General features: G+C 38.1%; 18 protein-coding genes and 3 pseudogenes. 14 read left to right on the top strand and 7 right to left on the bottom strand.

From position 1 onward, the window contains the following. Positions 1 to 56: 56 nt before the first annotated feature. On the bottom strand, positions 57 to 500 hold the full coding sequence (locus DYQ05_RS12925; RefSeq protein WP_206183573.1) for a hypothetical protein: 444 nt from the start codon (positions 498 to 500) through the stop codon (positions 57 to 59). 476 nt (positions 501 to 976) lie between these two features. On the opposite strand from DYQ05_RS12925, the gene purL reads away from it, so the two are divergent. From purL to DYQ05_RS12900, 5 genes and pseudogenes are all read left to right on the top strand, one after another. Next, positions 977 to 3,814: a phosphoribosylformylglycinamidine synthase subunit PurL gene (gene purL / locus DYQ05_RS12920; RefSeq protein ID WP_206183572.1), complete on the top strand. Its 2,838-nt coding sequence runs from the start codon at positions 977 to 979 to the stop codon at positions 3,812 to 3,814. A gap of 87 nt (positions 3,815 to 3,901) precedes the next feature. Continuing rightward, on the top strand, positions 3,902 to 4,198 hold the full coding sequence (locus tag DYQ05_RS12915; protein WP_020966489.1) for a YbaB/EbfC family nucleoid-associated protein: 297 nt from the start codon (positions 3,902 to 3,904) through the stop codon (positions 4,196 to 4,198). Between the two features lie 18 nt (positions 4,199 to 4,216). Then, complete coding sequence (recR, locus tag DYQ05_RS12910; RefSeq protein ID WP_024465676.1) at positions 4,217 to 4,804, top strand: recombination mediator RecR; 588 nt, start codon at positions 4,217 to 4,219, stop codon at positions 4,802 to 4,804. A 119-nt stretch (positions 4,805 to 4,923) separates the two neighbouring features. Next, positions 4,924 to 6,616: pseudogene (locus DYQ05_RS12905) on the top strand (diphosphate--fructose-6-phosphate 1-phosphotransferase). A gap of 148 nt (positions 6,617 to 6,764) precedes the next feature. After that, a complete protein-coding gene (locus DYQ05_RS12900) occupies positions 6,765 to 7,835 on the top strand; it encodes a hypothetical protein (RefSeq protein ID WP_206183571.1) in 1,071 nt (356 codons plus the stop codon). On the opposite strand, the gene cbiT is transcribed toward DYQ05_RS12900, so the two are convergent. The 4 genes from cbiT to DYQ05_RS12880 form a co-directional block, all read right to left on the bottom strand. Continuing rightward, positions 7,832 to 8,398, bottom strand: coding sequence for a precorrin-6Y C5,15-methyltransferase (decarboxylating) subunit CbiT (gene cbiT, locus DYQ05_RS12895; RefSeq protein ID WP_020966485.1), 567 nt, complete (start codon positions 8,396 to 8,398; stop codon positions 7,832 to 7,834). The genes DYQ05_RS12900 and cbiT overlap by 4 nt on opposite strands. Further along, positions 8,385 to 8,984 carry a precorrin-6y C5,15-methyltransferase (decarboxylating) subunit CbiE gene (cbiE, locus tag DYQ05_RS12890; protein WP_194075983.1) on the bottom strand — a complete coding sequence of 200 codons (600 nt, stop codon included), beginning with the start codon at positions 8,982 to 8,984 and terminating at the stop codon, positions 8,385 to 8,387. Before cbiE ends, cbiT begins: the two co-directional genes overlap by 14 nt. A gap of 15 nt (positions 8,985 to 8,999) precedes the next feature. After that, positions 9,000 to 10,634 (bottom strand): sensor domain-containing diguanylate cyclase, encoded by a 1,635-nt coding sequence (locus DYQ05_RS12885; protein WP_206183570.1) that lies wholly within the window; start codon positions 10,632 to 10,634, stop codon positions 9,000 to 9,002. A gap of 127 nt (positions 10,635 to 10,761) precedes the next feature. Beyond that, on the bottom strand, positions 10,762 to 11,874 hold the full coding sequence (locus DYQ05_RS12880; protein ID WP_206183569.1) for a hypothetical protein: 1,113 nt from the start codon (positions 11,872 to 11,874) through the stop codon (positions 10,762 to 10,764). 32 nt (positions 11,875 to 11,906) lie between these two features. On the opposite strand from DYQ05_RS12880, the gene DYQ05_RS12875 reads away from it, so the two are divergent. From DYQ05_RS12875 to DYQ05_RS12850, 7 genes and pseudogenes are all read left to right on the top strand, one after another. Then, positions 11,907 to 14,309 carry a Lon protease family protein gene (locus DYQ05_RS12875; RefSeq protein ID WP_206183568.1) on the top strand — a complete coding sequence of 801 codons (2,403 nt, stop codon included), beginning with the start codon at positions 11,907 to 11,909 and terminating at the stop codon, positions 14,307 to 14,309. 52 nt (positions 14,310 to 14,361) lie between these two features. Next, complete coding sequence (locus tag DYQ05_RS12870) at positions 14,362 to 15,951, top strand: ATP-binding protein (protein WP_206183567.1); 1,590 nt, start codon at positions 14,362 to 14,364, stop codon at positions 15,949 to 15,951. A 21-nt stretch (positions 15,952 to 15,972) separates the two neighbouring features. Beyond that, positions 15,973 to 17,325, top strand: coding sequence for a hypothetical protein (locus tag DYQ05_RS12865; RefSeq protein ID WP_024468722.1), 1,353 nt, complete (start codon positions 15,973 to 15,975; stop codon positions 17,323 to 17,325). 93 nt (positions 17,326 to 17,418) lie between these two features. Beyond that, positions 17,419 to 18,072, top strand: coding sequence for a hypothetical protein (locus DYQ05_RS12860; protein WP_206183566.1), 654 nt, complete (start codon positions 17,419 to 17,421; stop codon positions 18,070 to 18,072). An 84-nt stretch (positions 18,073 to 18,156) separates the two neighbouring features. Beyond that, a pseudogene (locus DYQ05_RS14540) lies at positions 18,157 to 18,546 on the top strand (LPP20 family lipoprotein); the annotation flags it as partial. 6 nt (positions 18,547 to 18,552) lie between these two features. Then, entirely contained in the window at positions 18,553 to 19,569 is a 1,017-nt protein-coding gene (locus DYQ05_RS12855) for a hypothetical protein (protein WP_252723403.1), read from the top strand. Positions 19,570 to 19,588: 19 nt separating this feature from the next. Continuing rightward, entirely contained in the window at positions 19,589 to 20,392 is an 804-nt protein-coding gene (locus tag DYQ05_RS12850) for an ADP-ribosylglycohydrolase family protein (protein WP_206183565.1), read from the top strand. Between the two features lie 88 nt (positions 20,393 to 20,480). Here the strand turns inward: DYQ05_RS12850 and hutU are convergent. After that, positions 20,481 to 22,509, bottom strand: a pseudogene (gene hutU / locus DYQ05_RS12845) (urocanate hydratase). A 264-nt stretch (positions 22,510 to 22,773) separates the two neighbouring features. On the opposite strand from hutU, the gene DYQ05_RS12840 reads away from it, so the two are divergent. Together DYQ05_RS12840 and DYQ05_RS12835 are read left to right on the top strand one after the other, a co-directional pair. Then, on the top strand, positions 22,774 to 22,944 hold the full coding sequence (locus DYQ05_RS12840; protein WP_187289348.1) for a hypothetical protein: 171 nt from the start codon (positions 22,774 to 22,776) through the stop codon (positions 22,942 to 22,944). A 360-nt stretch (positions 22,945 to 23,304) separates the two neighbouring features. Continuing rightward, complete coding sequence (locus tag DYQ05_RS12835; protein ID WP_206183564.1) at positions 23,305 to 24,168, top strand: Rpn family recombination-promoting nuclease/putative transposase; 864 nt, start codon at positions 23,305 to 23,307, stop codon at positions 24,166 to 24,168. 17 nt (positions 24,169 to 24,185) lie between these two features. On the opposite strand, the gene DYQ05_RS12830 is transcribed toward DYQ05_RS12835, so the two are convergent. Continuing rightward, positions 24,186 to 25,160: a helix-turn-helix domain-containing protein gene (locus DYQ05_RS12830; protein ID WP_194075971.1), complete on the bottom strand. Its 975-nt coding sequence runs from the start codon at positions 25,158 to 25,160 to the stop codon at positions 24,186 to 24,188. Positions 25,161 to 25,274 lie beyond the last annotated feature (114 nt).

The raw sequence follows: 25,274 nt of genomic DNA, 5'->3' as shown, positions 1-25,274 counted from the left end.
CGTTTTCGGAACCTGAAAAACGTTAAACCCCGCTGAAATTCGTTATTACGTTAAAATTAATTATTTTCTTCTTTCGCCTTTTCAATCTCCTTAACCGTAGGAAAGCTTACCTTTGTAAAGGTCATAACCGTTTTAACTGTTGTTCCGGTATGATCTTTACGTTCAGAAGTAAGCGTTGCGGTTTTTCCTTTGATTACAAAGGTACCGCCTTCAGCTCCGCCTGTTATCAATTTGTTTCCGTCAACGGTATATGCCATGGGTCCGCTTCTTACAAGACTGCCGTCTATTTTCCGAGCCACGTACATAATATTATTGCCTGTAAAACAAAAATATAGAGCAAAAGAACTCTCTAATGGCTCTGATACGCCGCCTTCCGTAATGCCTGTTACTTGCCAAACACCCTGAACCTTCCATGTCCTTGAACAGCCTGAAGACAATGCTATAATACAGACTGCAAAAATCAGCATTCCGATAAAGAAAACCTTATTTTTATGTTTCATATAAAACTCCTTTTCTGTAACCTTCTTTTACAGAATTTTTAACTTTACTTCCATAAAACTTTTTTTATCCGGTTCCGTCTAAATTTCATGAGTTTTAAAATATAGACCTTTTAAAAAAAACGTTTTATGTATATGTAAAATTTCTTTCATTATACCCCCCCCCCCCCCATTTGTCAACCCCCTTGACACGGTTTTTTAAGTTTTTAGACTATTTTATCTTAACTGTCAGGATAAAAAGCTTTTGCCCGGAATTTGATGAGGCAGCGATAAATTGCCGTAAGCGGTTCGTTCCCGTTTTAATTGAATATCCGGTGATAAGATGTTATAATAAATAAATATGTAAAAAAAAAAGATTTGCCGTCCGATAAAAGAAAGAAAACCGGGACGTTGACAAATCTGCAAGCCGCGGTACATCTTGAACTTTTCCTTTGGTTAAATTATACTTTGCTTAATCCTTAATTTTTACGAGGCTAAATATGAACGTTTACAGATTTTCCGTTAAGCTTAAACAAAACGGCTTTATTGAAATGCCGAAAAACAACACACTTTCCGAACAGGCGAAGGTTTTAGGTTTTTCCGCCGTAAAAGATATTTCCAAGTCGCAGCTTTATTTTGTACGCGGAAATCTTTCAGCTTCGGAAGAAAAAGTTTTAGCGGAATTTTTATTTTGCGATGAGCTTTACGAATATTGTCTAACCGATACGGCTGAAAAACCGGAAGGCGGTAACTTTCATATAATAGAAACCGCATTAAAAGCGGGTGTAACCGATTCTTCTTCGCGCGAAGCTTTGCGCGCCGTAAAAGAGTTGGGCATTAAAGGCGTTCGGGAAATTACAAGCGGTTCATCTTATAAAATAACCGGCAATTTAACGGAAAAAGATTTACACCGTTTGGCAAAAAATCTTTTATGCAACGAAGTAATCGAGCGGTATAAACTGGGTGCTATAGAACCCGCATGGACTTCGGAAAATCAACCGAACTCAAACGTTGAAATTTTCGATATCGCTTTAATGGACGATAAACAGCTTTTAGAACTTTCCGAAAAAAGACGGGCAGCCTTGGATTTAAAAGAAATGAAGGCTGTTAGAGAATATTATCGAAAAACAAAAAAACAGTGTACCGATGCGGAATTTGAAACTATTGCACAAACTTGGAGCGAGCACTGCGTACATAAAACTTTTAAAGCAAAAATATATATCGACAAAAATTCTTTAAACGAAGAGCAAAAAAAACTTTATCCTGATTTTTGCATAAACAGTATAATTAAAACTTATATAAAAAAAGCAACCGATGAAATAAACGCCCCTTGGGTTTTATCCGCCTTTGTAGATAATGCCGGAATAATAGAATTCGACGATAAATACGAAATTTCCTTTAAGGCCGAAACGCATAATCATCCTTCGGCAATTGAACCTTTCGGCGGTGCAAATACCGGTGTAGGAGGAGTTATCCGCGATGTTATGGGAGTTTCCGCACGCCCCTTTGCCGTAACCGATGTTTTGTGCTTCGGTTTACCCGATATGCCGGCGGAAAAAATCCCCGAAGGGACGCTGCACCCTAAAAGAATTATTTCAGGCGTAATAGAAGGTGTTAAAGACTACGGAAATAAAATGGGCATTCCTACGGTAAACGGCGGAGTTCATTATCATGAAGCCTATACTTCAAATCCTTTGGTATATTGCGGTTGTGCGGGAATCGCTCCGCGCGGAACTCACCGTACAAAACCCTTCAAGGGAGACCGAATAATTTCGCTCGGCGGAAAAACCGGACGAGACGGCTTACGCGGAGCGACATTTTCTTCTATGGTTATGGACGCAAGCACCGGAGATGTTGCAGGCTCTTCCGTACAAATAGGAGAACCTATTATTCAAAAAAAAGTTCTTGAAGTGCTCCTTTCAGCCCGCGACAGGGGGCTTTACAACGCAATAACCGACTGCGGAGCGGGAGGCTATTCTTCCGCCGTAGGCGAAATGGCTTCCGTTTTAGGCTGCGATGTAGACCTTTCAGTCGTGCCTGTAAAATACGCAGGTCTTGCTCCTTGGGAAATTTGGCTTTCCGAAGCTCAGGAACGTATGGTAATTGCCGTTCCCGAAAAAAATTTAGATGAACTTAAAAAACTTTCCGCCGAAAACGATGTGGAGCTTACCGATTTGGGCTTTTTTACCGGAGACGGAATTTTAACGGTACGCTTTGCCGATAAAAAAATCATCAGCTTGGATTGCAGCTTTTTACATTCAGGGCCGCCTCAAAAAGAATTAAAAGCGGCTCCTCCTAAAACCGATAACATATCTTTAATAATGAAATACCCGGGATATAAAACTCCCGACTTTGATAAGGCTTTAAATTCCATATTAAATCATCATGCGGTAAATTCGAAAGAAGATATTGTACGTCTGTACGACCACGAAGTTCAAGGCGGAACAATTTTACGTCCGTACGGCGGAGCTGCGGGAAATATTCCGCAAGATGCGGCGGTGGTAAAACCTATGGAAACGGACGGGAAAAAAGGTGTTGCGATTTCCAACGCCTTAAACCCCGGACAGGGGCTTTGCAATCCGTATGCAGCCGCCGCCGCCGCAATCGATGAAGCCGTAAGAAACGCCGTCGCCGTAGGAGCCGACCCTGAAAAAATTGCAATCCTAGATAATTTTTGTTTAGGCGCTCCTACCCGCCCCGATACAATGTGGACGCTGCTTGAAATGGCCCGCTCCTGTTACGAAAATGCTGTAATGTTCGGTACTCCCTTTATTTCGGGCAAAGATTCTTTTAATAATGAATACTTAACTTCCGACGGAAAACGGGTTGCAATTCCTCCTTCGCTTTTAATTTCGGCAATAGGAATTGTCCCCGATATTGCAAAGGTTCCGGGAACGGAATTTAAAAAAGAAGGCTCTTCGGTTTACCTTGTAGGAAAACCCGAATTCGGTTTTGCAGGTTCCGTGTTTGCGGAGCTTTTCGGTATTCCCGCCGAAATGGAAAAAGAAAAGGCGGAAAGGGTTCCTCCCGTAAAAAAAGAAACACCTGAACTTTACAAAAATCTTCATAAGGCAATCTCGCAAAACTGCGTTTTATCCTGCCACGATTTAAGCGAAGGAGGGCTTGCGGTAACCTTACACGAAATGAGCCTCGGAGGAATAGGGATAAAGCAAAAAAAAGATTTGGATAAGATTTTAAACTGTCCGCAAGTTGCCGTTCTTTTCGGAGAAACTACGGGCTGCCTTACAGTTGAAATCCCGCAAGATAAAAAACATATTTTTGAAAAAATTATGGAAGGCTCTACATTTTATTGCATAGGCGAAACTTATAAAATATAAGCTGTATTTTACATAACTTACAGGCGAATAAAATAACCGCTTTTTATATCGATTGACAGACAATCGAATTTAAGATAAAATAAAAAAATGAATCCGTTTGATTTAATGAAAAATGCAAAAGAAATTCAAGAAAAGATTTCTTCGTTAAAAGAAGATATGGAACATGAAAGCGTTGAAGGCGTTTCAGGCGGAGGTTTGGTTAAACTTAGATTAAAAGCTTCATTGCAGCTTGAATCCATCGAGCTTGACCCGATAGCCGTAGATAACAGGGACGTACAAATGCTTGAGGATTTAATTAGAGCCGCTCATAATGACGCCGTAATAAAATTAAAAGAGCTTATCCAATCCAAATTCGGACCTCTTGCGACCGGACTGCCGCTATAATTTTTCAAAATTTAAAATATGAATGCAATAGAAGATGTCATAGACTGTTTTTCAAGACTTCCGGGAATAGGAAATAAAAGCGCCGCAAGAATCGCTTATCATTTACTTAAACAAAGTCCTGAAGAAGCTAAACGACTTGCAAGAGCCGTTTCGGTTTTGCACGAAAAAATTCACCCTTGCAGTATTTGCGGCTCTTTTACCGAAGATGAAATTTGCTCCGTATGCTCCGATAATACCCGCGATAAATCTACGATTTGCGTAGTAGGTTTTCCTCAAGATGTAAATACAATTGCGGCAATACCCGAATACCGGGGGCTTTTTCATGTACTTGGAGCCTTAATTGCACCGCTTGAAGGTATAGGCCCCGACAATCTTAGGATTTCGGAACTTATTAAAAGAATACACGAGGGCGGCGTTACCGAGGTAATACTGGCTACAAATCCGACAATTGAAGGCGATACGACAGCTTTATACATTCAAAAAGTTTTACAGGATTTACCCGTAAAAATCACACGGCTTGCCTCAGGTCTTCCCGTAGGCGGCGACTTGGAATATGCCGACAGATTAACCCTTGCCCGCAGTTTTAACGGACGCGTCAAATTTTAAGTTAATATAAAATATTCGGGTAGTAACAAAATAAACTGAAAAACTCGGTAAAACAATTTATAACGCCTCTTTGCCTTTTTCCGAAAATATGTTATACTTTTACCTTTACGGGAGAAACAATGAATTACTCTACAATGCAGAGATTGCGATATAATTATAAACCCAAAATGCCTGATGTCTTTTATAAAGACTTCGCTTCAATAAAACCTGAAATAGGGAAAAGCACTGCGGCGCTTACCAATCAGGAAGAATTAAAAGAACTCTTTCCCAATACTTACGGAATGCCGGTTATAAAATTTGTAGAAGGAAAATCCGGCTGCACTTCAAAGCCTTTAAAATTCGGTGTAATTCTTTCAGGAGGACAGGCCCCGGGAGGGCACAATGTTATTTCGGGGCTTTACGATGCTTTAAAAAAAAGCAATAAGAATTCAAAACTGTACGGATTTTTATACGGGCCTGAAGGGCTGGTAAAGGGCAATTATATCGAAATAAAAAAAGAGCTTATCGATAAATACAGAAATACGGGCGGGTTTGACATAATCGGTTCGGGCAGAGCAAAAATAGAAACGGAAGAACAGGTAGCCGATTCCATTAAAAATGTAAAAAAAACTGGGGCTTGACGCTCTTGTAATAATCGGGGGAGATGATTCGAACACCAATGCCGCATTTTTGGCAAAGTACTTTATTAAAGCCGAATTACACACTAAGGTTATAGGAGTACCGAAAACCATAGACGGTGATTTAAAAAACGAATACATAGAAATTTCTTTCGGTTTTGATACCGCAACTAAATTATATTCGGAGCTTATAGGAAACATTTGCCGGGACGTTAATTCAGCCAGAAAATATTGGCACTTTATAAAACTTATGGGCCGCTCCGCAAGCCATATTGCACTTGAATGTGCCTTAAAAACTCAACCTAATGTCTGTTTAATCGGTGAAGAGCTTGCAGAAAAAAAATGGACATTAAAACAAGTTACCGAATACATTACCGATATTATTGTAAAACGCTCGCAAAACGGAGAAAATTTCGGTGTAGTTTTAGTTCCGGAAGGGATAATTGAATTTATTCCTGAAATGGACGAACTTATAGAAGAACTTAACGATTTAATGGCGGCCAATGCTGCAAGTTTTACGAAATTAAAAACCTTTACCGGAAAACTGAATTGGCTTAAAAAGAAACTTTCAAAAAAAGCATTCAATTTATTCGACAGTTTACCTGAAACAATTTCGTTACAGCTTTTAATGGATAGAGACCCTCACGGAAATGTTCAAGTCTCCCGTATTGAAACGGAAAAACTTTTAATCAGTCTTGTTACAAACAAAATAAAAGAGCTTAAAAAAGAAGGAAAATTTAACGGAAAATTCAGCACTTATGCACACTTTTTCGGTTACGAGGGCCGCTCCGCCTTTCCTTCAAATTTCGATTCCGATTATTGCTATACTCTGGGGTTTACCGCATTTTTACTTGCGGCAAACGGATTTTCAGGTTATATAGCCTCCGTTCAAAATTTAACCGATGAAGTTAAATATTGGCAGCCTTACGGAGTTCCGCTTTCTATGATGATGACAATGGAAAAAAGAAAGGGAAAAACGGTGCCTGTTATTAAAAAATCGTTAATCGATTTAAACGGAAAACCTTTTAAAGAGTTTGAAAAAAACAGGGATAACTGGGCGATAAACACGGTTTACAGATTTCCCGGTGCAATTCAATACTTCGGAGATTCGGAAGTATGCGAAATACCCACAAAAACTCTTTTACTTGAAAAGGGAAACTTAAAGCAAAAACGAAAGGGGAAAAAAGCAAAATAAATTTAAAAAAGCTATGGTTATTAAAAATAAACCGCATTGAAAATCTCCCGTATTTGTGTTATAGTACTTAAGCAATGTTTAAGCTTAAAAAATTTTAAACTCGCATATATTTTACTTAAATACGATATATAAAAGGAAGGGATAAATTATGAAAAAATTAACGGCCGCAGCGCTTTTAAGCGTTTTCTTTTTTTCTTGTTCTACAATAAAACAAACTCAAGATGCAATTTATTCGGGTTCCACAAAGACCGATAATATTTTGATTATAGAGCAAATAGAAAAAGATATTATAAAACAATATGCCGAAATAAAATCGGGAGGAAATACGGATTTGTCGGCAAAAATCAAAGCCGACTTGGATATACTTTTAGCGGTACCTTCTACCGATTCGGAATATAAGGCAAAGCTTTATGCTCTCTATGCCGATTATTTTATTTTAAAAAAAGATAAATCGGCTGCAAAAAAAATGCTTAAAAATGCGGAAAACAACAATCCGTACGAAGAATATGTCCATCTTGCAGCTTCGCGCCTTATTTTAAAAAACGAAGAGCGAAAATATTATCTTGAAAATGCAATAAATCAAAAAAGCAATTCTTACAGACTAATCTGCGAACTGGGATTTGTGTTTTATCTTATGGAAGATTATACAAATGCCTTGGTAAATTTTGACGCATCACTTGATTTTTTACCTGAAGAATATACTCTTCTTTACGGAGCGGAACGGGATTATTGCCGCAAATTTTACAAAGTGGATTCCGACATAAAAAAAGAAACTGCGCGAATTTTGGAAAGAAGTAAAATTCTTTTATCCGATATGACTGCCTTAACACAGGGAGAAACAAACGCTTTGGATTTTATAACCGGGACTAATGCGTGGAAAGTTTTAATGCTTGCGGAAAGGTTAAAAGCCGCAGGCTGGTATGCCGCCGATGCGGATATCGCAAAAGATTATGCAAGACGTAAAGATGCGGCTCTTTTTCTATGGCATTTAATCGCGGGGAACGATACGGAATTGTTAAGTAAATACAGCAGAAAATATTCAGGGAAAAAAAGCCCCGTTAAAGATGTGAACTCTGACGGAATTTATTTCGATTCTGTTTTAGGAACCGTTGAAGAAGACGTAATCCCTCTCGTAGACGGAAATAAATTCAATCCTGAAGGTTTTGTAAGCGGCTTGGAATTTTATAATTGGCTTAAAAAAGCTGAAGATTTAAATTAAGCCCGTTTAATACCCTTTACAATATAAACTGGATTTTCACCTTTAAATAAACCGGCCTTTCCCATTGAAGCCGTTTGAATTAAATTAACCTCCGTATCGGTGTAATTAAATTGCTTTAAAAGGTCTAAACACTCGTTTAAATTTTTAATTAAAATAAAGTCGGCACAAAGAATTCCGTTTTTTTCCAAACCGTTTTCCAAATAGGTAAAGATGTTTTTTAACTCTCCCGAGCTTCCTCCGATAAAACACTTATTGAATTTAAGATGAGCATATTCTTTTTTTAAAAGAATTTCCGGAGCTTTTCCCTTTATTAAATTGATTTTTACTCCGAATTTTTCCGCATTGCGCTTTATAAGAGCGCAGGCTTCATCATCGGTTTCAACTGCGGTAACGTTTGCACCGTTTAAAGCCGCTTCCACCGAAACCGAACCGGTACCTCCGCCTATATCTAAAAACTCATCGCCTGCTTCAATATTCAAATAGGCTATAGAAAGATTTCTTATATTGAATTTCGTCATAGGTACCGTAGAACGTATAAATTCGCTGTCTTTAATATTTTTCATTTTCCACCATCACGGTATTTAAAAAAGATTTTACCTTAATTTTTTCTCCGATATTATAAACTTCTACACATTCATCTTCGTAAGAAAGATTATAACCTACATAAATTTTACCGCAAAAAGTGTTACGCTTTAATTCTTGCGATATAAAATCGGGATTATTGGTTTTATCCGTTAAAATAAAAAAAGCTTTGTCGTTTTTCATTTGCGTAAAATCCGCGCTGCGGCCGTGAAGCGAATAAAATTTTAATGAATGCCATTGTTTTTGCAGTTTACACATAAAATACTGCATTGAAGAAATACCTGTAAGTATTTTCTCCATATTAATGTTTTTCGTTTTTAAATAAGCGGTTATTCCGAAAAAACACGGGTCTCCGGAGGCAAGCACTAATACTCGTTTTTCTCCAAACGGTAAATCAATAATATCGGTTAAAGATTTAAGTTTTAAAACGCCGCTTTTAATTGTTTTTAAGTCATCTGCGATGCGCTCAAATGAGGCAACGATGTCCGCATTTTTTATTTCTTCCAAGACTTCTCCGGTTAACAGTCTTATATTTCCCGGTCCCGCTCCGGCAATAATTAAACCCATAGTTATTTCCGCTTTTTATATAGTGGAGTTTTCCGCAAATTTTTGGCTTGCTTTGTTTTTTATCATATTGTCTTTTGCTCTGTCGATAGTATCTTTAAGTTTATTGTCTATTTTAGGATTAAAAACCGCAAAGCCCATCGCAGTCCCCAATTTATAAGAAAGATTGTTATTTTCGTAATTTAACACTTCAATAAATTTTTGAAGCAGTTCATAAATATCAAGCTGAGTGCAATCTTGAATTAAAACGGAAAACTCATCCGTTCCAGTTCTATAACAATCACCGTATTTTAAAAAAACATTCTTTATCAATTCCGCAACTTTTATACAGGCTTCATCACCCTTTTCATGCCCGAATTCTTCGTTTATATATTTTAAGTTATTTATATCGAAAACAATTACCGCAACTTTTTCAGATACTATCGCCTTATCGGTATCTGAAAGAAATGAAGATTTATTTTTTGTGCCTGTCATAAAATCTTTGGAAGCAAGGTCTTTATGAAGTATCGCCTTTTTATTTTGCTCTATCATTTTATGTAAACTGTTAACGGCGGAAACGAATAAAAAAGTTATAAAAACCAATGCTGAAAACGATGCATAAGAAGCGGAATATTGTTCTTCATCGGTAAGGTAAATAAAGAAATCTATAGACGAACCCGCAATTAAAAATAAATATGCCAAAAAAGGTAATTTTACATCTTTGCGTTTATCGCGTATTAAGGAAATGCCAAGTGTAATGTAATATGTCAGAGCCGAAACATAGATACCCAAATGGACGTAACTTCTATATATGTAAATATCTATAACCGAAAAAAATTCCAAAATAATCAGGACAAAATATGTTATACTGAATGCAATTATAACTTTTAATAAAAATGAACGCAGCTTTAAATCTTTGATATTTACGGCATATATAAGCGAAGGTAAATTGATAAACATTAACGATAATATAGACATCATAAACAGTACTTTCGGATAACTTGTTACGAATATTATAAGCTTGTTATCCGAAATATACCAAACGGCAGCCAGTACCGAAAAAATACAAATACAAAGAATATGCATAATTTTATCTTTATATTTTCTGAATACCCAACATAAAGGACTTACTACAAGCGGAAAAACCAAACATAAAATACCGAATTCCAAACCGAGAAAGTATTTTTTCATTAAATATTTATTAAAATTTTGATAATTTGAAAGATAAACTTTAAAAATTTTACCTCTGTTTTTTTTGTACGGATACGAAAAAAACAGGCTCAGCTTCTTCCCCTCATAAGACTTTTCAAGTTTTACTTTATGCCACAAGGCGGCGGGGGATTTCATAAACGGTCTGGTATCTTTTTCCATACCGTATTCATAAATCTGGGTATCATCAATAAAAACGGCAACGCATTGCTCGGAAGTATAAAAGAAAAGAGTATCTGTAGTTTTATCAAGGATTTCAGGAAGCTGTCTTTGGATTTTAATATTTGTAAGATTTTTAAATTTTACGGGCAAGTTAAATACCGAGTTACACTCGGCATCTTCTCTATCTACGCAATTCCACCTTTTAGAAAACTCATCCGGTAGATGATTGGAAATATTCATAAAGTAATGAATGCCGAATAAAAAAACTGCAAATATGAATGTTATCAATAATGATTTTTTCATGCCGAAAATCCTCTAAAGTAAAATTGTTCAAATCATACTTCATTATATCACATTACATCAAAAATAACAATGTATTTACAATATCAAAAATCTAAAAATTTCAGGAACGCCTTTAAAACATCTGTTTTTAAAGATGTCCTATTGTAATTTCATCACGTATTTTCAGCCATTTTTCAAAAACTTCCGCAGCCGTAATCCTGTCTTTTCTGCCCAAATCTCTTGAAGCTCCTAAAAGCCTTGCAGCTAAAACATCATCGCATCTCAGTTCTCCGAATTGGGAAAGTTTTTCCTTAGGACGGATAAATAAACAAACGGGAAATTCCGAAAGCTCATGCGAAAACTTAAGCTGACCGCGTTCATCTAAAATACAAGAACGTTCCCTGTTAAGTCCGCTTATTTCTTCCTCTTCGGAAAGAATAAAAAAGATTCCCGAAAAGGCTCCGGGATTTTGCACGAAATAATCATATAAGGCTTGCCTGTACCGTCCTTCGGCAATTACGTAAAAAGATGAATTTTTTCTTAAATTTAAAATTTCCGAAACGGTAAAATTAAAAAAATCGGAATTTTGTTTTTCTTTATTCTCTTCTTTGCCGTTCTGTTTTAAAACGGCATTGCAGGAAGCTAAAAATTCCGTATAGCGTTTAGGTAAAAATTTTATATTTATATTTTCGGGATTTGTAAGTTCAACGGTGTTATAGCCCGCATTTGCAAAAAAACGGCTAAACGTATTGGAGTATGAGCTGCAATGCGGATAAGCGCTTAAAACCGCAACCGTAATATGTTCATTTTTGACATTTTGCGGTTTATAAAAAACGCCTCCGCAAAATTCTTTACCGTTAGTGTTAAAAATCAAATCCTCTTTTGTAAAGTCCGAATAGTTTGCAGGGTAATCGCGTTCAGGTGAAAAATAAAAAGTGCAAAAAAAGACTCCGCTGAGTAAAATAAGCATAAAAATACGCAAAAAATACGAAAAACCGGAATAAAAACCGTTGGGAAGACCGTTTAAGAACATTACAAATCTTGCAAATTCTGTTATAATACAGATTACAGCTATGGCGATAACAGGTAAGAGAGAGACCGTTATGCCCTGCCCGAACATTATAAAAAGAAGAATAACGGCGGCAAACCATGGAAGAAGAGGAACGGCGCCGGCTTTTTTCAACCCCTTAGAAAACGGGCGCAAACAGGGCGGAATAAGTAAAATTAAAACGAGTATCTCACTAACCAAAAAATCGGACATAAATTACCTCATAAAAAATTAAAGGAGCTTATATGACGGACTGCCTTGCCGAAAAATTAAATTTAGACGAACTGGAATTTTTGTTCCCTGAAAATAAAATCCGGGAATTAAAGCATAACGGAGTTGAACCTCAAATCGTAGGTCAAGACCGAGCCGTTAAAGCAATAGAATTAGGTCTCGGCATTACTGGGGAAGGTTATAATATCTTCGTTATGGGAGCTCCCGGAACGGGACGCAGAACCGTTCTTTCATCGCTCTTGAAAAATTATAAACCTAATCGGGCAAAACTTCAAGACATAGCTTATGTTTATAATTTTACCCGTCCCATAGAACCTGCCGCTCTGTTTTTTCCGGCAGGTAAGGGAAGAATATTCCGTACTATGCTGAAAAAAGCCGTCGAAAAAATTCATACCCGAACTCTTCAGCTTTTAAAATCGGAGCTTTTTTCCGCGGAACAAAAGGCGATTATAACTCAAACGGATAATGAAGAAAATACCCTGCTGATGGAATTTGAAACGAAAATGTTAAAAGCGGGTTTTAAAATGCTTCAAATAAAAGATGAAAATAATCAATCGGTAGATTTAATTCCTGTTATCAAAGGAAAAGAAATTCCTATGGGAGAATTACAGTCAAAGGCTGCACAAGGAAAATTCCCTGAACAGGAATTAAATATTTTGCGCGAAAAGTATTACGCTTCGCTTGATGAAATGTCCAATCTTTTTTCTTTTTTACGGGAAAAAAGGATTGAGGCGGATACAAAACTGACGGAACACCAAAAAGAGTCGATTAAACCGATTGTAGAAGAAGAATTAAAGCCTCTTTTTCAAATGACTGAAACTTTTAACTCTTCCTGTAAAAACGGAAAACAAAAAGAAAATACAAAAAAGATTTTAAAATTTTTAAAACGCATTGAAGAAGATTTAATTAAACGAATGAAAATATACAGCAGCGAGTTTAAATCAAATAAATTAAAAAAAGCCTTTTTGGGACGATATACAATAAATTTAATTTGTGAAAACAAAAGCGATAAAAATTATGTGATAACCGAAAATCTGCCCAACTTTACAAATTTATTCGGAACTATAGAAACTCACTCCGATTCAAATATCCCTGAAATTAACGGGCATTTAAAAATTAGAGAAGGCGCTGTTCACCGAGCTTTCGGCGGGTACCTTATCGTGCGTTTCCGCGATTTACTTGAAGAAGAAGATTCGTGGATGTATCTTAAAAGAATTCTCCAATCCGGAAAAATAGAAATACAAATGCCTCCTTCGGGGAACCATACACCGAGTGTTTTTAAACCGGAAGCCTTGCCTGCGGATTTTAAGGTAATTATTATAGGCGGTGAATATACTTACGATATTTTGTATCAAGAAGACCCTGATTTTTATAAACTCTTTAAAGTTTGCGCCGAATTCGATTCCGTAATGCAAAAAAACGATGAAAATATAGACGCTTTGATAAGTCTTGCGGATTATTTATGCAAAAAAAAGAATACTCTTCCGCTTACGGATTCGGGCTGTGCACGTCTTGTTTCTTATTCTTCGGAACTTGCAGGTTCAAGAACTCTTCTTACCGCACAGTTTACTAAAATTTCCGACTTAATTATTGAAGCGGATTTTTATGCAAAAAAACAGGGTAAAAAAGCAATTTGCAATGAAGTTTTAAATGATGCTATAGAAAAACGCCGCTATTTTCATTCTCTTCCCGAAGAAAAATTTACGGAAATGGTTCAACTGGGAGAAATTTTAATAGATGTTGCAGGCAAAAAAATTGCAAAGATAAACGGGCTTGCCGTAGAAGAGCGCGGGTATCATGCTTTCGGCGTACCGGTAGCTGTTACGGCCCAAGCCTCTCCGGGAACAGGGGGTATAGTCAATATCGAACATGAAGCCGGACTTTCGGGTGAAATTTACGATAAGGCGCACTTAATTATTACCTCGCTTTTACGTCAAAAATTTTCGCAAAACACACCTCTTTCAATTTCGGCAAGTATTTGTTTTGAACAGTCTTACAGCTACATCGACGGCGATTCCGCCTCTTGTGCAGAATTTTTAGCCCTGATTTCGGCAATAGGAGAATTCCCTATGCGGCAGGATATTGCCGTAACGGGAAGTTTAAACCAGCATGGAATGGTACAGCCCGTAGGCGGAATAAGTGAAAAAATAGAAGGCTTTTTTAATACATGTAAGATTTTAGGTTTTACCGGCAGTCAAGGTGTAATGATTCCGTACAGCAATAAAACAAACCTTTTTTTACCTAAAAAAATTATCGAGGCTGCCGCCGAAGGAAAATTTAATATTTGGACAATTAAAACCATTGATGAAGGCATTAAACTTTTATCCGGTCTTGACGAAAAAACGTATACGCAAAAAATTTCTTCCAAACTGAATGAGTTTTACGAAAAGGTAAAGGAAATAAGTATAAAAAAGTAAAATAAGTATTTATACCTTTGCAAAAGCCTCATTTTTATGCTATACTTTTTATATGGAACCCTTGCGCAAACTGCCCATAGGCATACAAAGTTTTGAAGACCTCATAACAAGCGGCTATCTTTACGTTGATAAAACGGAATTTATCTGGAAGCTGGTAACCTTCGGTAAGCCCTATTTTTTAAGCCGGCCGCGACGCTTCGGAAAAAGCCTCTTACTTTCAACAATGGAAGCCTATTTTTCAGGCAAAAAAGAATTGTTTACAGGATTAAAAATTGCCGAATATGAAGTGTCCCAAAAAGAGCCTTGGCAGGAATATCCTGTCTTGCGTTTTGATTTCAGTCTGGGACAATATGACAGCGTTAAAGACTTGGAAAACAGATTGGACTTTATGCTTTCGGAATATGAAAAAATATACGGCACATCGGAAGCAAAAGATTTTGCCTCGCGGTTTTATGCCGTAATAGCTTCGGCATACTCCAAAACCGGGAAAAAAGTAGTAGTGCTTGTAGACGAATATGATAAACCCCTTCTTTCCACACAGTATATAAATGCCGAATTAAACGAAAAATACCGAAATATTTTAAAAGGTTTTTACGGAGTGTTAAAGGCAAGCGACGGACATTTACGCTTTGTATTTTTAACGGGAGTAAGCCAGTTTTCACGATTAAGTATTTTCAGCGATATGAACCAGTTTATCAACATAAGCACCGATGACGGTTTTGCGGAAATTTGCGGCATTACCGAAGAAGAACTGAAAAACACTTTTACCCCTGAAATAAAAAAACTCGCTGAAAAAAACAACCTAAAGTTTGATGAAGCAATGCTTGAGTTAAAAACTCATTATGACGGCTACAGATTTTCAAAAAACGGAAAACATTTATACAATCCTTTCAGTTTGTTAAGTTGTTTATCGGCGGAAGAAATTGAAAATTATTGGTACCAAACAGGCACCCCGACTTTTTTAATAAATCTTTTAAAGCAAGGGAATTTCGATATTCGAACCTTGGATAACACTGAAAGCGTTTCATTGGATTGTTTACGGAACAGCGAGCCTAAACTTGAAAACCCTATACCGATTTTATTTCAAGCGGGATATTTAACGTTAAAAGAATACAATCCCCGCTTCCGCTCCTTTTCGCTTAAGTTTCCGAATGAAGAGGTAAAGTATGCGTTTTTAGAAAATCTTTTGCCCGAATATTTAAGTAAAAAAGCGGTGGGAGAATTTTTTGTAGGAAGGTTTGTAGAAGATTTGAAAGCGGTAATGTGGAAGAATTTTGAGGCGTTTAACGGCCGTTATGCAGGGCTGCCTTACAGCTGTGCGGATAAAACGAATTCGGAAATGAGGGAAAGGGACTATCATATAGCCTTGTATCTTGTTTTTACGCTGATGGGGCAGTATACGCAAACGGAAGTGCACAGTTTAAAAGGAAGAGCTGACTGTATAGTGGAAACGGAGGAGAGCGTGTATGTATTTGAAATAAAACTTTTAGAAAAAGGAAGTGCGGAAGAGGCTTTGGAGCAAATAAAAGAAAGGGGTTACGGCGAAAAGTATAGGGCAAAAAATAAAAGTATAAAACTTATAGGTGTAGCCTTTGATGAAAAAAAAGAAAACTTAGGCGAATGGAAAATGGAAAATATTTAATAATCGGAGAAGATTAAAAAAATGAAAAAAAAGATATTTTTATTGGGAACAATTATTTTAATTTTTACCTCGTGTGCAGCCATTGAAGAAAGCACAAAAAACGGTTTCGGGAAACCCCGAAATATTGAAACTCCAGAATACAGAGATATTCAGGAATATACAAGTTTGGGCGAAGATGAATCTTTTATGCGCTCAATAAACAAGGCTAAAATCGGTGCTATACGGCAAGGTGTTATAGATATCATCGGACTTTATTCCGAACAGGCAAATCAGGAGCGTCTAAAAGAAATTCTATACAATACGGAAAATCCCAACCGCTATATAGTAAACGCCGATATGAAAATTTTACAAAAATCCAAAAACGGAAATCTTTATATTTGTAAAGCCGTAGTTCCTGTAAAAATGCGGGAAGTTGCCTCTCTACTTCAAAGTGCCGGTATAAGTGAAAAAAGCGAAAACTTGCCGGCCCCTAAAACAATAGACGATTTGGCCTTCGGAGAAGGCGCAATAAACGATAATGAAAATTCGGCAGCCCGAAACCATAAAGATGCGGATACCGTTCTTGCCGAAGCTATAGCTTCTTCTCAAGGTAAAGAAAATATTCGGTTTTTAAATAATTATATCGAAAATATTACTTATATGGTTTTTAATGCGGAAAACTCAAGTGCGGATAGATTTTTATTAAAAAGCGGCGTAGAAACGGCAAACGGTTATCTTTTAAAACAAGGTTATAGAGCCGTCGATGCGGCCGAAGTTGAAAAATTAAAAAAAGACAACTCTCTTATTTATACCGAAAGCTCTTCGGAAAATCTTTCGGTTATTCAATTCATTGCACAAAAACTGAATGCCGACATTTATATGGAACTTGACGCTGTAACCGAAGGCGGATATGAAAACGGAGGTTATTACGGTTCTGCAAAAATTACATTAAAAATTTTTAATCCGTCTACGGGAGAACTTTTAGGCTCCGTGCCCTATTCAAGCCCCAAAACTTTCAGTAAGACAAGCAGTTACGACGCTCAATCGAATGCAATTCAATCGACGGTATATAAAGCTTTACCGCTTGCAATTGACCAGGCAAAAATCCTTTTGGCAAAAGCATATTCAGGGGGAATAAGATACGAAATTACAATTAATGATACGCCGGACAGTAAAAGTATGGCAAGATTCAGAAAAGAATTAAAAAACAATGTACGAGATTTAAAAACTCTGCATCAATCGGCGGCTCAAACAAAATATGCCGTTTTTCTTTTCGGTACAATTGACGATTTGGAAACAATTGTTTATGATACTGCCGAAGCCGTTCCGGGTTTTGAAAAAATGGAACTTGTAGTGCTTAGAGGGAAAACCTTAACTTTTAAATCGGGATTTTAAAATCGCTTAACCGCATATTTAAACTATTGAATTTGTTTTTAATTAGGCAAAAGCCTATTTAAAATAAAACTTTTTTGCTAGGAGGCAAAAATAATGAAAAAAGCAATAAATGTAATTATCGGCTTAGCTGTAGCGGCAGCTATTTTTTCAGACTGTGCATCGAAGGGGCCTAAAACCTTAGGAACGGTTTCTGCAAATGTAAAAAAGCCTGAACTTATCGACCACAAAAATTTAAAATGGAACAAAGATGTTCCCGGTTGGGTAGCGGAAGAACCGCAAAGCCTTCAAAAAAATTCGGACTACAAAGACGTATATCTTTTTAAGTTCGAATCGCCGCGGTCTAAAAGTTTAGAAGGTGCCGAACTTTGGACAAAAGATTTTTCCGTTCCGTCCGAAATGGCAAGAATGGTAAAAATGAGAGTTGAAAGTAAGGCCGCTGCGGCAGCTGCCGGCGATAAAGATAAAATCGACGGATATATTGAAGATGTTGTAAAAACCGTCACGGACACAAAACTTTCAGGCTTTAAAAAAGAAAGCGATTATTGGGTACAAATGCGTTATTTCGATTCGGAAGGAAAACCCGAAGCCGATGATTTTACTTATATCATATTGTACAGTATTCCTAAAAAAACTTTGGACAGACTTATAAATGATGCCGTAAACGGTGCAGATGAAGTTAAGCCCAAAACGGAAACCGAAAAAGCGGTACGCGACAGAGTTCGTGAAGCTCTTAAAGAAGGAATTTAAAAATTTCATTACGGCAAATTATGGATCGAGGTTGAGCCTCTTTTCATAATTTGCAATTAAAAATAAAACCTATGCCTCAATTAAATAAAAAAAATATTTTTTATTATATCTTTCAGTGTAACTCTACTTATTTTTTCATGTGCTACAAATTCCGAGATAAAAAACAACGGAAATATTCCCGACTGGGTATTAAACGTCCCTAAAGCCGATTCTCAATATGAATACTTTACCGCTTCCGGAACAAATAAAAATTTAACTCTTGCCGAAAATGATGCGAAAAATAATTTAATCGGTGAAGTTTTAAAAATATTCGGGGTTTCCGTTAAAGCGAATACAACTTCAATACTTTCAGGTGATATTAACAATATCGATAAAATTATTGAACGGGAGATAAAACAATACTCCGGAGCAAATATAAAAGGCCTTAAAATAAAAGAAAGATACATAGAAAAAAACATTAGCGATTCTACGGTTTATCTTTTGGCAGCTTACGATAAAACGGAGCTGCAAAAAGAAAAAATGCGTCTTTTACATCTCGCGGAAGAAAAAACAAATGCCGTAAATCTTCCCGTAAAAAATGCCGAAAAATTTTATTCCGAAAAAAAGTATTTTGCCGCCGCTTATAATTATGTACAAGCCGCTTGTGCAGCTTTTAATTTTAAGCTTGAAAATGCCGAAATAAAATTTGAAGCCGATATAAAGAATGCAAAACAAAGCTTAAAAAAAATAGAGCTGAAACCCGCAACGGAAGTCTCCGTTCAAGGTAAGAGCGGAAAGTTTTTACCCGCATTTAAAATAAATTGTTTCGAAGAAGAGCTTCCTTTAATTGTAACATATACGATAAAATATGTTTCGGCCGGTGCAAAACAAAAAATATTTACGGAAAAAATTGAAGCCGGAACGGACGGTATTGCGGAATTTATTTTACCGCTCCAAGAAAGTGCTTGTACGGGAACGGTAAAAATTGAAACGGATATTGAAGAATTACGTAAAATGTTAAAAGATACGAACGAACATTTTGCAGAAAAAGAAATAAACGAACTAAAAAAGATTGCAGTAAAGTCCGCCGTCGGTTTTAACTATACGATTGAACAGGAAAAGGAAACTCAATTTATTCAAAATAAAAAAGTTGATGTTTTTGCCGAACAGTACGGCAAAGACGGAAAACGTTTAATAAAATCGGAAACGGAAAAAGCCGTGGTTGAAATTTTACAAAAAATGAATTTCGATGCGAAAAAAATAAATTCTAAAAATTCATTTGCCGAATTTATTATTTGTGCAATAGTAAGTATCGACAATATTGAAATAATCGATTCGGGAGTTTTTGCAAAATTAACTGCTGAAGTTGAAATTCATAATTTAAAAACCGGTGAAATAATTTATGCACAGGATATTTCAAAACGCGGTGCAGGATTTTCCGAAACGGAAGCAATATCCTCCGCATCGTTTGCGCTGGCAAAACAAATAGCCTCCGTTTTTGCAGCAAAAACGGAATAAAAAATTACGGGAATTTAAAATGATAGGAGCGGTTATAGGAGATATTGCAGGTTCCGTTTATGAATTCTCAAATAAAAAACCGCTTTTAAAAAATATTATTTCAAGTGAGTGTTTTTTTACCGATGACAGCATTTTATCAATTGCCGTTGCGGATGCTTTAATATATATGAAAAAAAACGGTTTTAAAAATTCCGCAAGTATTTATCGTCTGTATCTTTTAGAATACGCAAGAAAATATAAAGATGCGGGGTACGGGAAAAGATTTCATGCATGGTTTAATTCAAAAAATCCGCAGGCATATAACAGTTACGGGAACGGTTCGGCTATGAGAACCGGAGCCGTAGGCTATGCCTTTGATACGCTTGAAAAAACACTTTCGGAAGCGGCGGAAGCTGCAAGCGTAACTCATAATCACCCTGACGGAATAGCCGGCGCCGAAGCGGTTGCAGGCTCTATTTTTCTTGCAAGGAGCGGTTCTTCAAAAGAAACTATAAAAGAATTTATAGAAAAAGAAATAGGTTATCCTATTAAATTTAATCTTAAAGAACTTCATAAAAATTATAAGTTTGAAATTGCATGCAAAAATACCGTGCCTCAAGCTGTGTTCGCTTTTTTAATTTCCGATTCTTTTGAAGATGCAATTAAAAAAGCCGTTTACATAGGCGGAGATACCGATACGCTGGCATGCATTACAGGTTCAATTGCCGAAGCATTTTATAAAAAAATTCCTAAAGAGCTTATCCGACAAGCGGAAGATAAAATAGGTAAGACTCTCTTTGCAACGGTAAAAGGATTTCAACAACTTTTCGATTGGGAAATTTAAAAAACGGTATAATCAACCGGCACTTTTATATTCCGGGTTAAATAAAGCCCTGTATATTTTACTTAAAAAATATACAGGACGTTTTATTCTATTTTTTATATTTTTGCTCAACAAGCCGTTTTACAAACTCGTCTTTTGCAACATAGGGTATTGTAATGTGTCCGCAGCCTGAATAGTTTTTGTTGTATTCCATACTGGTGGTAATCGAGTTTTCGTTCCGTGCCCAGTTGCGTCTTGCAACTCCTCCCATTACGTCCCACATAATTGCGGATTTTATAATTTCGTCAACCCGCTCGCTTCCGTCCAAAACAAGCCCGAATCCGCCGTTAATCGACTTACCTATACCCACTCCTCCGCCGTTATGGAGGGCTACAAGGCTCATTCCGCGGGCGGCATTTCCGGCATAGCACTGCACGGCCATATCCGCCATCACATTGCTTCCGTCTTTGATGTTGGAAGTTTCGCGGAACGGCGAATCGGTGCCGCTGACATCGTGGTGGTCGCGTCCCATCATAACCGGCCCGATTTCACCCTTTCGTACCATGTCATTGAATTTCAAAGCGATGTCCCGTCTGCCTTCCGCATCTTGATACAAAATGCGTGCCTGCGTGCCGACAACGAGTTTATTCTTTTTGGCGTCGCGTACCCAGTAATAATTATCGCGGTCTTGTCCGCGGCGGTCGGGGTTAATGCAGCTCATTGCGGCGGCATCGGTTTTGTCGAGGTCTTCCGGTTTTCCCGATAAGCAAACCCAGCGGTAACGGCCCGTAACCGTAATCGAAGAGTTCAGGCCCCATGAGGTCTTCCACATACGAGGGGAAGATAAAGCCGTCTTTTTCGTCTACGCCGTTTTTGGAAACTTCTTTAACGCCCGCGTCAAAAACCGATTTGAGGAACGAGTTGCCGTAATCGAAAAAGTAGGTGCCTCGTTTTGAAAGTGTTTTAATCAGTTCAAAATGATGTTTTAAGGTTGAGTCCACACGCTTACGGAATTCTTCTCTGTTTTCGTAAAGCATTTTTGTGCGTTCTTCAAAGGTCATCTTTTCGGGGCAGTAGCCGCCTTCATAAGGAGCATGGCAGGAGGTTTGATCCGAAAGTAAATCTATGTGAATGTTTTTATCTACACAATATTGTAAGAGCTCTACGATGTTTCCGTGATAGGCAATTGAAATAGGCTCTTTCTTTTTTAAATACTCGTCTACTTTTTTGAAAATCTCATCGAGGTTATCGGACATTTCGTGAACCCAGCCTTGTTCGAGACGGGTGTTGATTCTCGATTTATCGACTTCGGCAAAAACGCCGACTGCATTTGCAATTTCGCAAGCCTTAGGCTGAGCACCCGACATTCCGCCGAGTCCGGAAGAGATAAAGAGTTTTCCTTTTAAATCACCGTCCGGGGCAACGCCGAGTTCCTTGCGGCCCGCAGTGAGAATCGTATTGAAAGTGCCGTGTACTATGCCTTGCGGCCCTATATACATCCAGCCGCCTGCGGTCATCTGCCCGTAGTTTGCAACGCCCATTTCTTCCGCTATTTCCCAGTCTTTATAATTGTCGAACATTCCGACCATTAAAGCGTTTGTGATAATAACGCGCGGTGCGTCGGGTTTTGAGGGGAAAAGCCCCAAGGGGTGCCCCGATTCCATAACGAGAGTTTGCTCTTCGGTTAATTCTTCCAAATATTTTTTGATAAGCCGGTATTGAAGCCAGTTTTGACAAACGGAACCGGTTTCACCGTAAGTTACCAGTTCGTAAGGGTAAAGGGCAACATCAAAGTCGAGGTTGTTGTCTATCATAACCTGCATGGCTTTTGCGGCAAGGCATTTGCCCTTGTATTCATCGATGGGTTTGCCGTAAATATTTCCTTGAGGGCGGTAGCGGTAAGCATAAATGCGTCCGTAAGTGAAAAGCTCATCCAAAAATTCGGGAGCGAGTTTTTCGTGCAGCTCTTCGGGAACATAGCGGAGGGCATTTTTTAATGCCGTTTCGGTTTGGCTCTTACTTAAGTTAAAGCCGCGGCTCGGAGCCCGCCTGATTCCTTTTTCAAACACGGGGTCGGGCGGAAGCACCGCATCAAGTTTAATCGTCATTGCAGAAGCGATTTCTTTGTTTGTAATCATACTGGTTCTCCCTAAATATTAAAAATTATATAATTCTTTTTTTAAGGATTAAGTATAACACGAATAATTAAAATATTCAATGTTATTTTAATCGCCGAGGGGAGGCTCTTACCGCATAAAAATTAAAAATCAATTTACAAAACGATAATAGTGATGTTATAGAATTTTTTTTATATGAAAAAAAGACGCCTTCCGTTAAATTGAATGCCGTTTTTCTTTACAGTATTTCATATACTATACAGCTTTTTACAATTCGGAATTCCTATGTTTTGTAAGTTTGTTGTAAAAATGCATGAATGTAAAAGAAGACAAGATTTATTTATCCGTCATAAACACATTAAATTGGATTGTCTATTTGAAATTACTGAAATACACATTACGCAGTCTTCCGACAAGATAGAAGGTATTGTTATTACAAGCAGCCGTATGAAGTAATTAAAAGAAACTTATCGAGGAAGGGCTCATTATCGAAAAAAGCTGGAGTAGAAGCGCCTTGCCTCAACACACACAGGCAAACAGCGAAGCGCCTTTGCCCCCGCAACCGGCCCCAAAAAAAACTGTCGCGAGTTTTCTGCAAGAAAACTCGAAGCCCAAAAAGGTACAGGACGTACCTTTTTGGGCGGGGTTCTTAGGCGATTGCAAGCCGGCGCAGCAATCTAAGCCCCTAAGCGGTTCTTTTGAAAAGAGAGGGGGTCACAGGGGGAGAGAGAAAACCCTGCTCGGAACGGGGTTCTCTATCCCCCTTTTAAATCCCCGTATCTTATGCTATACTTAACTATGAGGAGGGTAGACGCTATGGCAAGCACTTTAGAAACACTTGCACCGCCTGAAAAATTCACCGTCCGCAACGACTATGCGTTTAAAAAAGTCTTCGGCACGGAAAAGAATAAAGACATTCTCATAAAATTCGTCTCGCTTGTAACCGGAATGCAAGAAAATACTTTTGCCGATGTACGGCTTGAAAACACGGAGCTTACTACCCGCTTTTACGATGAAAAAACCGGCAGACTCGACATAAAAATCAAACTGCACTCAGGCGAAAAAATCAACCTCGAAATGCAAAACATCTGGTTCGAGTACTTTACCACACGCAGCATTTTTTATTGGACGCAGCTTTTTCTCGAAGACTTCAGTAAGGGAGCCGATTACAGCGAACTCAAAAAATGCATAGCGATAAACATCCTCAACCAGCCGTTTCACCTTGCTAATAAAATCCACTCCGTCTATAAGATTTTGGAAACGGAAGAACACAGCGAGCTGGACGGCATGCTTGAAATCCACTTTTTGGATTTAACGAAAATAGCAAAAGAACAGCGCAGCGAACTGGAAAAATGGCTGCTGTTTATACAAACCGACGAGAAGGAGGTGAGGAAGATGTTGGCAAAAGAAAATCCTTTAATGCAAAAAGCCGAAGACACGATGGAAGAATTCTACACTGTTGAAGAGCAACGTGCCCTTTACCAAGCTGCATGGCGATACGAGAGCGACCGCGTTTCTATGATAAATGAATCAATGAGAAAAGGTATAGCACAAGGCTTTTCCGACGGCGTGAGGCAAAACAAACTGGAAACGGCAAAAGTATTAAAGCGGCTTGGCGATTCGGTACAAAAAATAATGCAGGCAACAAATTTAACCAAAAGCGAAATAGAACAGCTGTAGTTTCCTCAACATTTCCGTTAAATAACCAATGCACACAGCCGTTTATTTTCAATAGTATTATCATTCGATAAAAAACAATCTGGCGTAACCTCAGCCGCCTTCTTTTTTACCGTTTTTGGTAATACACGATATTTTTTCCGAAACGCCTCGGAAAAATGACTTATATTTGTATATCCTACGGCACATGCCGCTTCGCTTACATTGCACGTGCCGCTTTCTATCAAATGGAACGCTTTTTCAAGCCGTTGTTCTCTTACATATTCATAGACCGTCTTGCCGAAAAAGAGTTTAAACGCCTTTTTTAATCTACAGTCATTCAAGTGAACCAAACGGGAAAGCTCAAGCAGTGTAGGAGGCGATTCCAGCCTATGGAGCAAAATCTCTCTGGCCTGTTTTAAACTGTCCGTTTCCGTTTTAGACAAACCGCCCGCTCGGTTCACACAGCCGTCAAAAAGCAACCGCTCCAGATTGACGGACAAGAGCTCCAGTACACAGCTTTCGACCAGCAAACGATTTATTGTATCCCGCCCTCCGGAAAAACACCTGTCCAATTTTCCTAAAATATATTCTTCCTGCATATCCATCGTAAAAGAGCGGCATGAATAATCCCTATTCCGGAAATCCTGAAAACCGATTCCAGATTTTCCGCCGACGGCTTCACACAATCCGTCAAATACACGGGGACTTGCCCAAATGGAATAAAGCTGCACATCTTCACCGCTTTTATATTCGGAGCGGCAGCTGACGGAATTCATAAAACCGAGTGCGGCATTACCGGGACGAACCTCTACAAGTGTATGCCCCACTTCGCCGCAAACAGTGCCTTTCCGTGTGTAACTCAGTTCAAACAGCGGGGATAAAGCCGCCGTTTCTCTTTTTGTTTTATCCGTACATACTCCGGCGGACGCAGCTATGTGCAATCCCGGCCGAACGGCAAGCATCCGGCGCGGAAAAATATCCGAAGCTTCATATTTAAACGGGAAATACGCCATTAAAATTTTCCTATAAATAAGCAAGCGCAGAAAATATCAAATGTCGAGGATTGATGATTTTACCGCACTTTTGCAAGCGAAGCTGAAAAAGTGCATACAATACACGATGTTTGC

Source organism: Treponema pedis, from assembly GCF_017161325.1.
In the GTDB taxonomy this organism is placed as follows: Bacteria; Spirochaetota; Spirochaetia; order Treponematales; family Treponemataceae; genus Treponema_B; species Treponema_B pedis.
Note: the sequence above shows the minus strand (reverse complement) of the source record. Positions and strands in the feature narration are given on the sequence as shown.

What these genes read in the sequence shown, in the direction of transcription:
- DYQ05_RS12840 (WP_187289348.1), top strand. Translation starts at nt 22,774, where the DNA reads ATGTTTTGTAAGTTTGTTGTAAAAATGCATGAATGTAAAAGAAGACAA.
- DYQ05_RS12870 (WP_206183567.1), top strand. Translation starts at nt 14,362, where the DNA reads ATGGAACCCTTGCGCAAACTGCCCATAGGCATACAAAGTTTTGAAGAC.
- DYQ05_RS12830 (WP_194075971.1), bottom strand. Translation starts at nt 25,160, where the DNA reads ATGGCGTATTTCCCGTTTAAATATGAAGCTTCGGATATTTTTCCGCGC.
- purL (WP_206183572.1), top strand. Translation starts at nt 977, where the DNA reads ATGAACGTTTACAGATTTTCCGTTAAGCTTAAACAAAACGGCTTTATT.
- DYQ05_RS12860 (WP_206183566.1), top strand. Translation starts at nt 17,419, where the DNA reads ATGAAAAAAGCAATAAATGTAATTATCGGCTTAGCTGTAGCGGCAGCT.
- DYQ05_RS12885 (WP_206183570.1), bottom strand. Translation starts at nt 10,634, where the DNA reads ATGAAAAAATCATTATTGATAACATTCATATTTGCAGTTTTTTTATTC.
- recR (WP_024465676.1), top strand. Translation starts at nt 4,217, where the DNA reads ATGAATGCAATAGAAGATGTCATAGACTGTTTTTCAAGACTTCCGGGA.
- cbiE (WP_194075983.1), bottom strand. Translation starts at nt 8,984, where the DNA reads ATGGGTTTAATTATTGCCGGAGCGGGACCGGGAAATATAAGACTGTTA.
- DYQ05_RS12875 (WP_206183568.1), top strand. Translation starts at nt 11,907, where the DNA reads ATGACGGACTGCCTTGCCGAAAAATTAAATTTAGACGAACTGGAATTT.
- DYQ05_RS12915 (WP_020966489.1), top strand. Translation starts at nt 3,902, where the DNA reads ATGAATCCGTTTGATTTAATGAAAAATGCAAAAGAAATTCAAGAAAAG.
- DYQ05_RS12880 (WP_206183569.1), bottom strand. Translation starts at nt 11,874, where the DNA reads ATGTCCGATTTTTTGGTTAGTGAGATACTCGTTTTAATTTTACTTATT.
- DYQ05_RS12865 (WP_024468722.1), top strand. Translation starts at nt 15,973, where the DNA reads ATGAAAAAAAAGATATTTTTATTGGGAACAATTATTTTAATTTTTACC.
- cbiT (WP_020966485.1), bottom strand. Translation starts at nt 8,398, where the DNA reads ATGAAAAATATTAAAGACAGCGAATTTATACGTTCTACGGTACCTATG.
- DYQ05_RS12835 (WP_206183564.1), top strand. Translation starts at nt 23,305, where the DNA reads ATGGCAAGCACTTTAGAAACACTTGCACCGCCTGAAAAATTCACCGTC.
- DYQ05_RS12850 (WP_206183565.1), top strand. Translation starts at nt 19,589, where the DNA reads ATGATAGGAGCGGTTATAGGAGATATTGCAGGTTCCGTTTATGAATTC.
- DYQ05_RS12925 (WP_206183573.1), bottom strand. Translation starts at nt 500, where the DNA reads ATGAAACATAAAAATAAGGTTTTCTTTATCGGAATGCTGATTTTTGCA.
- DYQ05_RS12900 (WP_206183571.1), top strand. Translation starts at nt 6,765, where the DNA reads ATGAAAAAATTAACGGCCGCAGCGCTTTTAAGCGTTTTCTTTTTTTCT.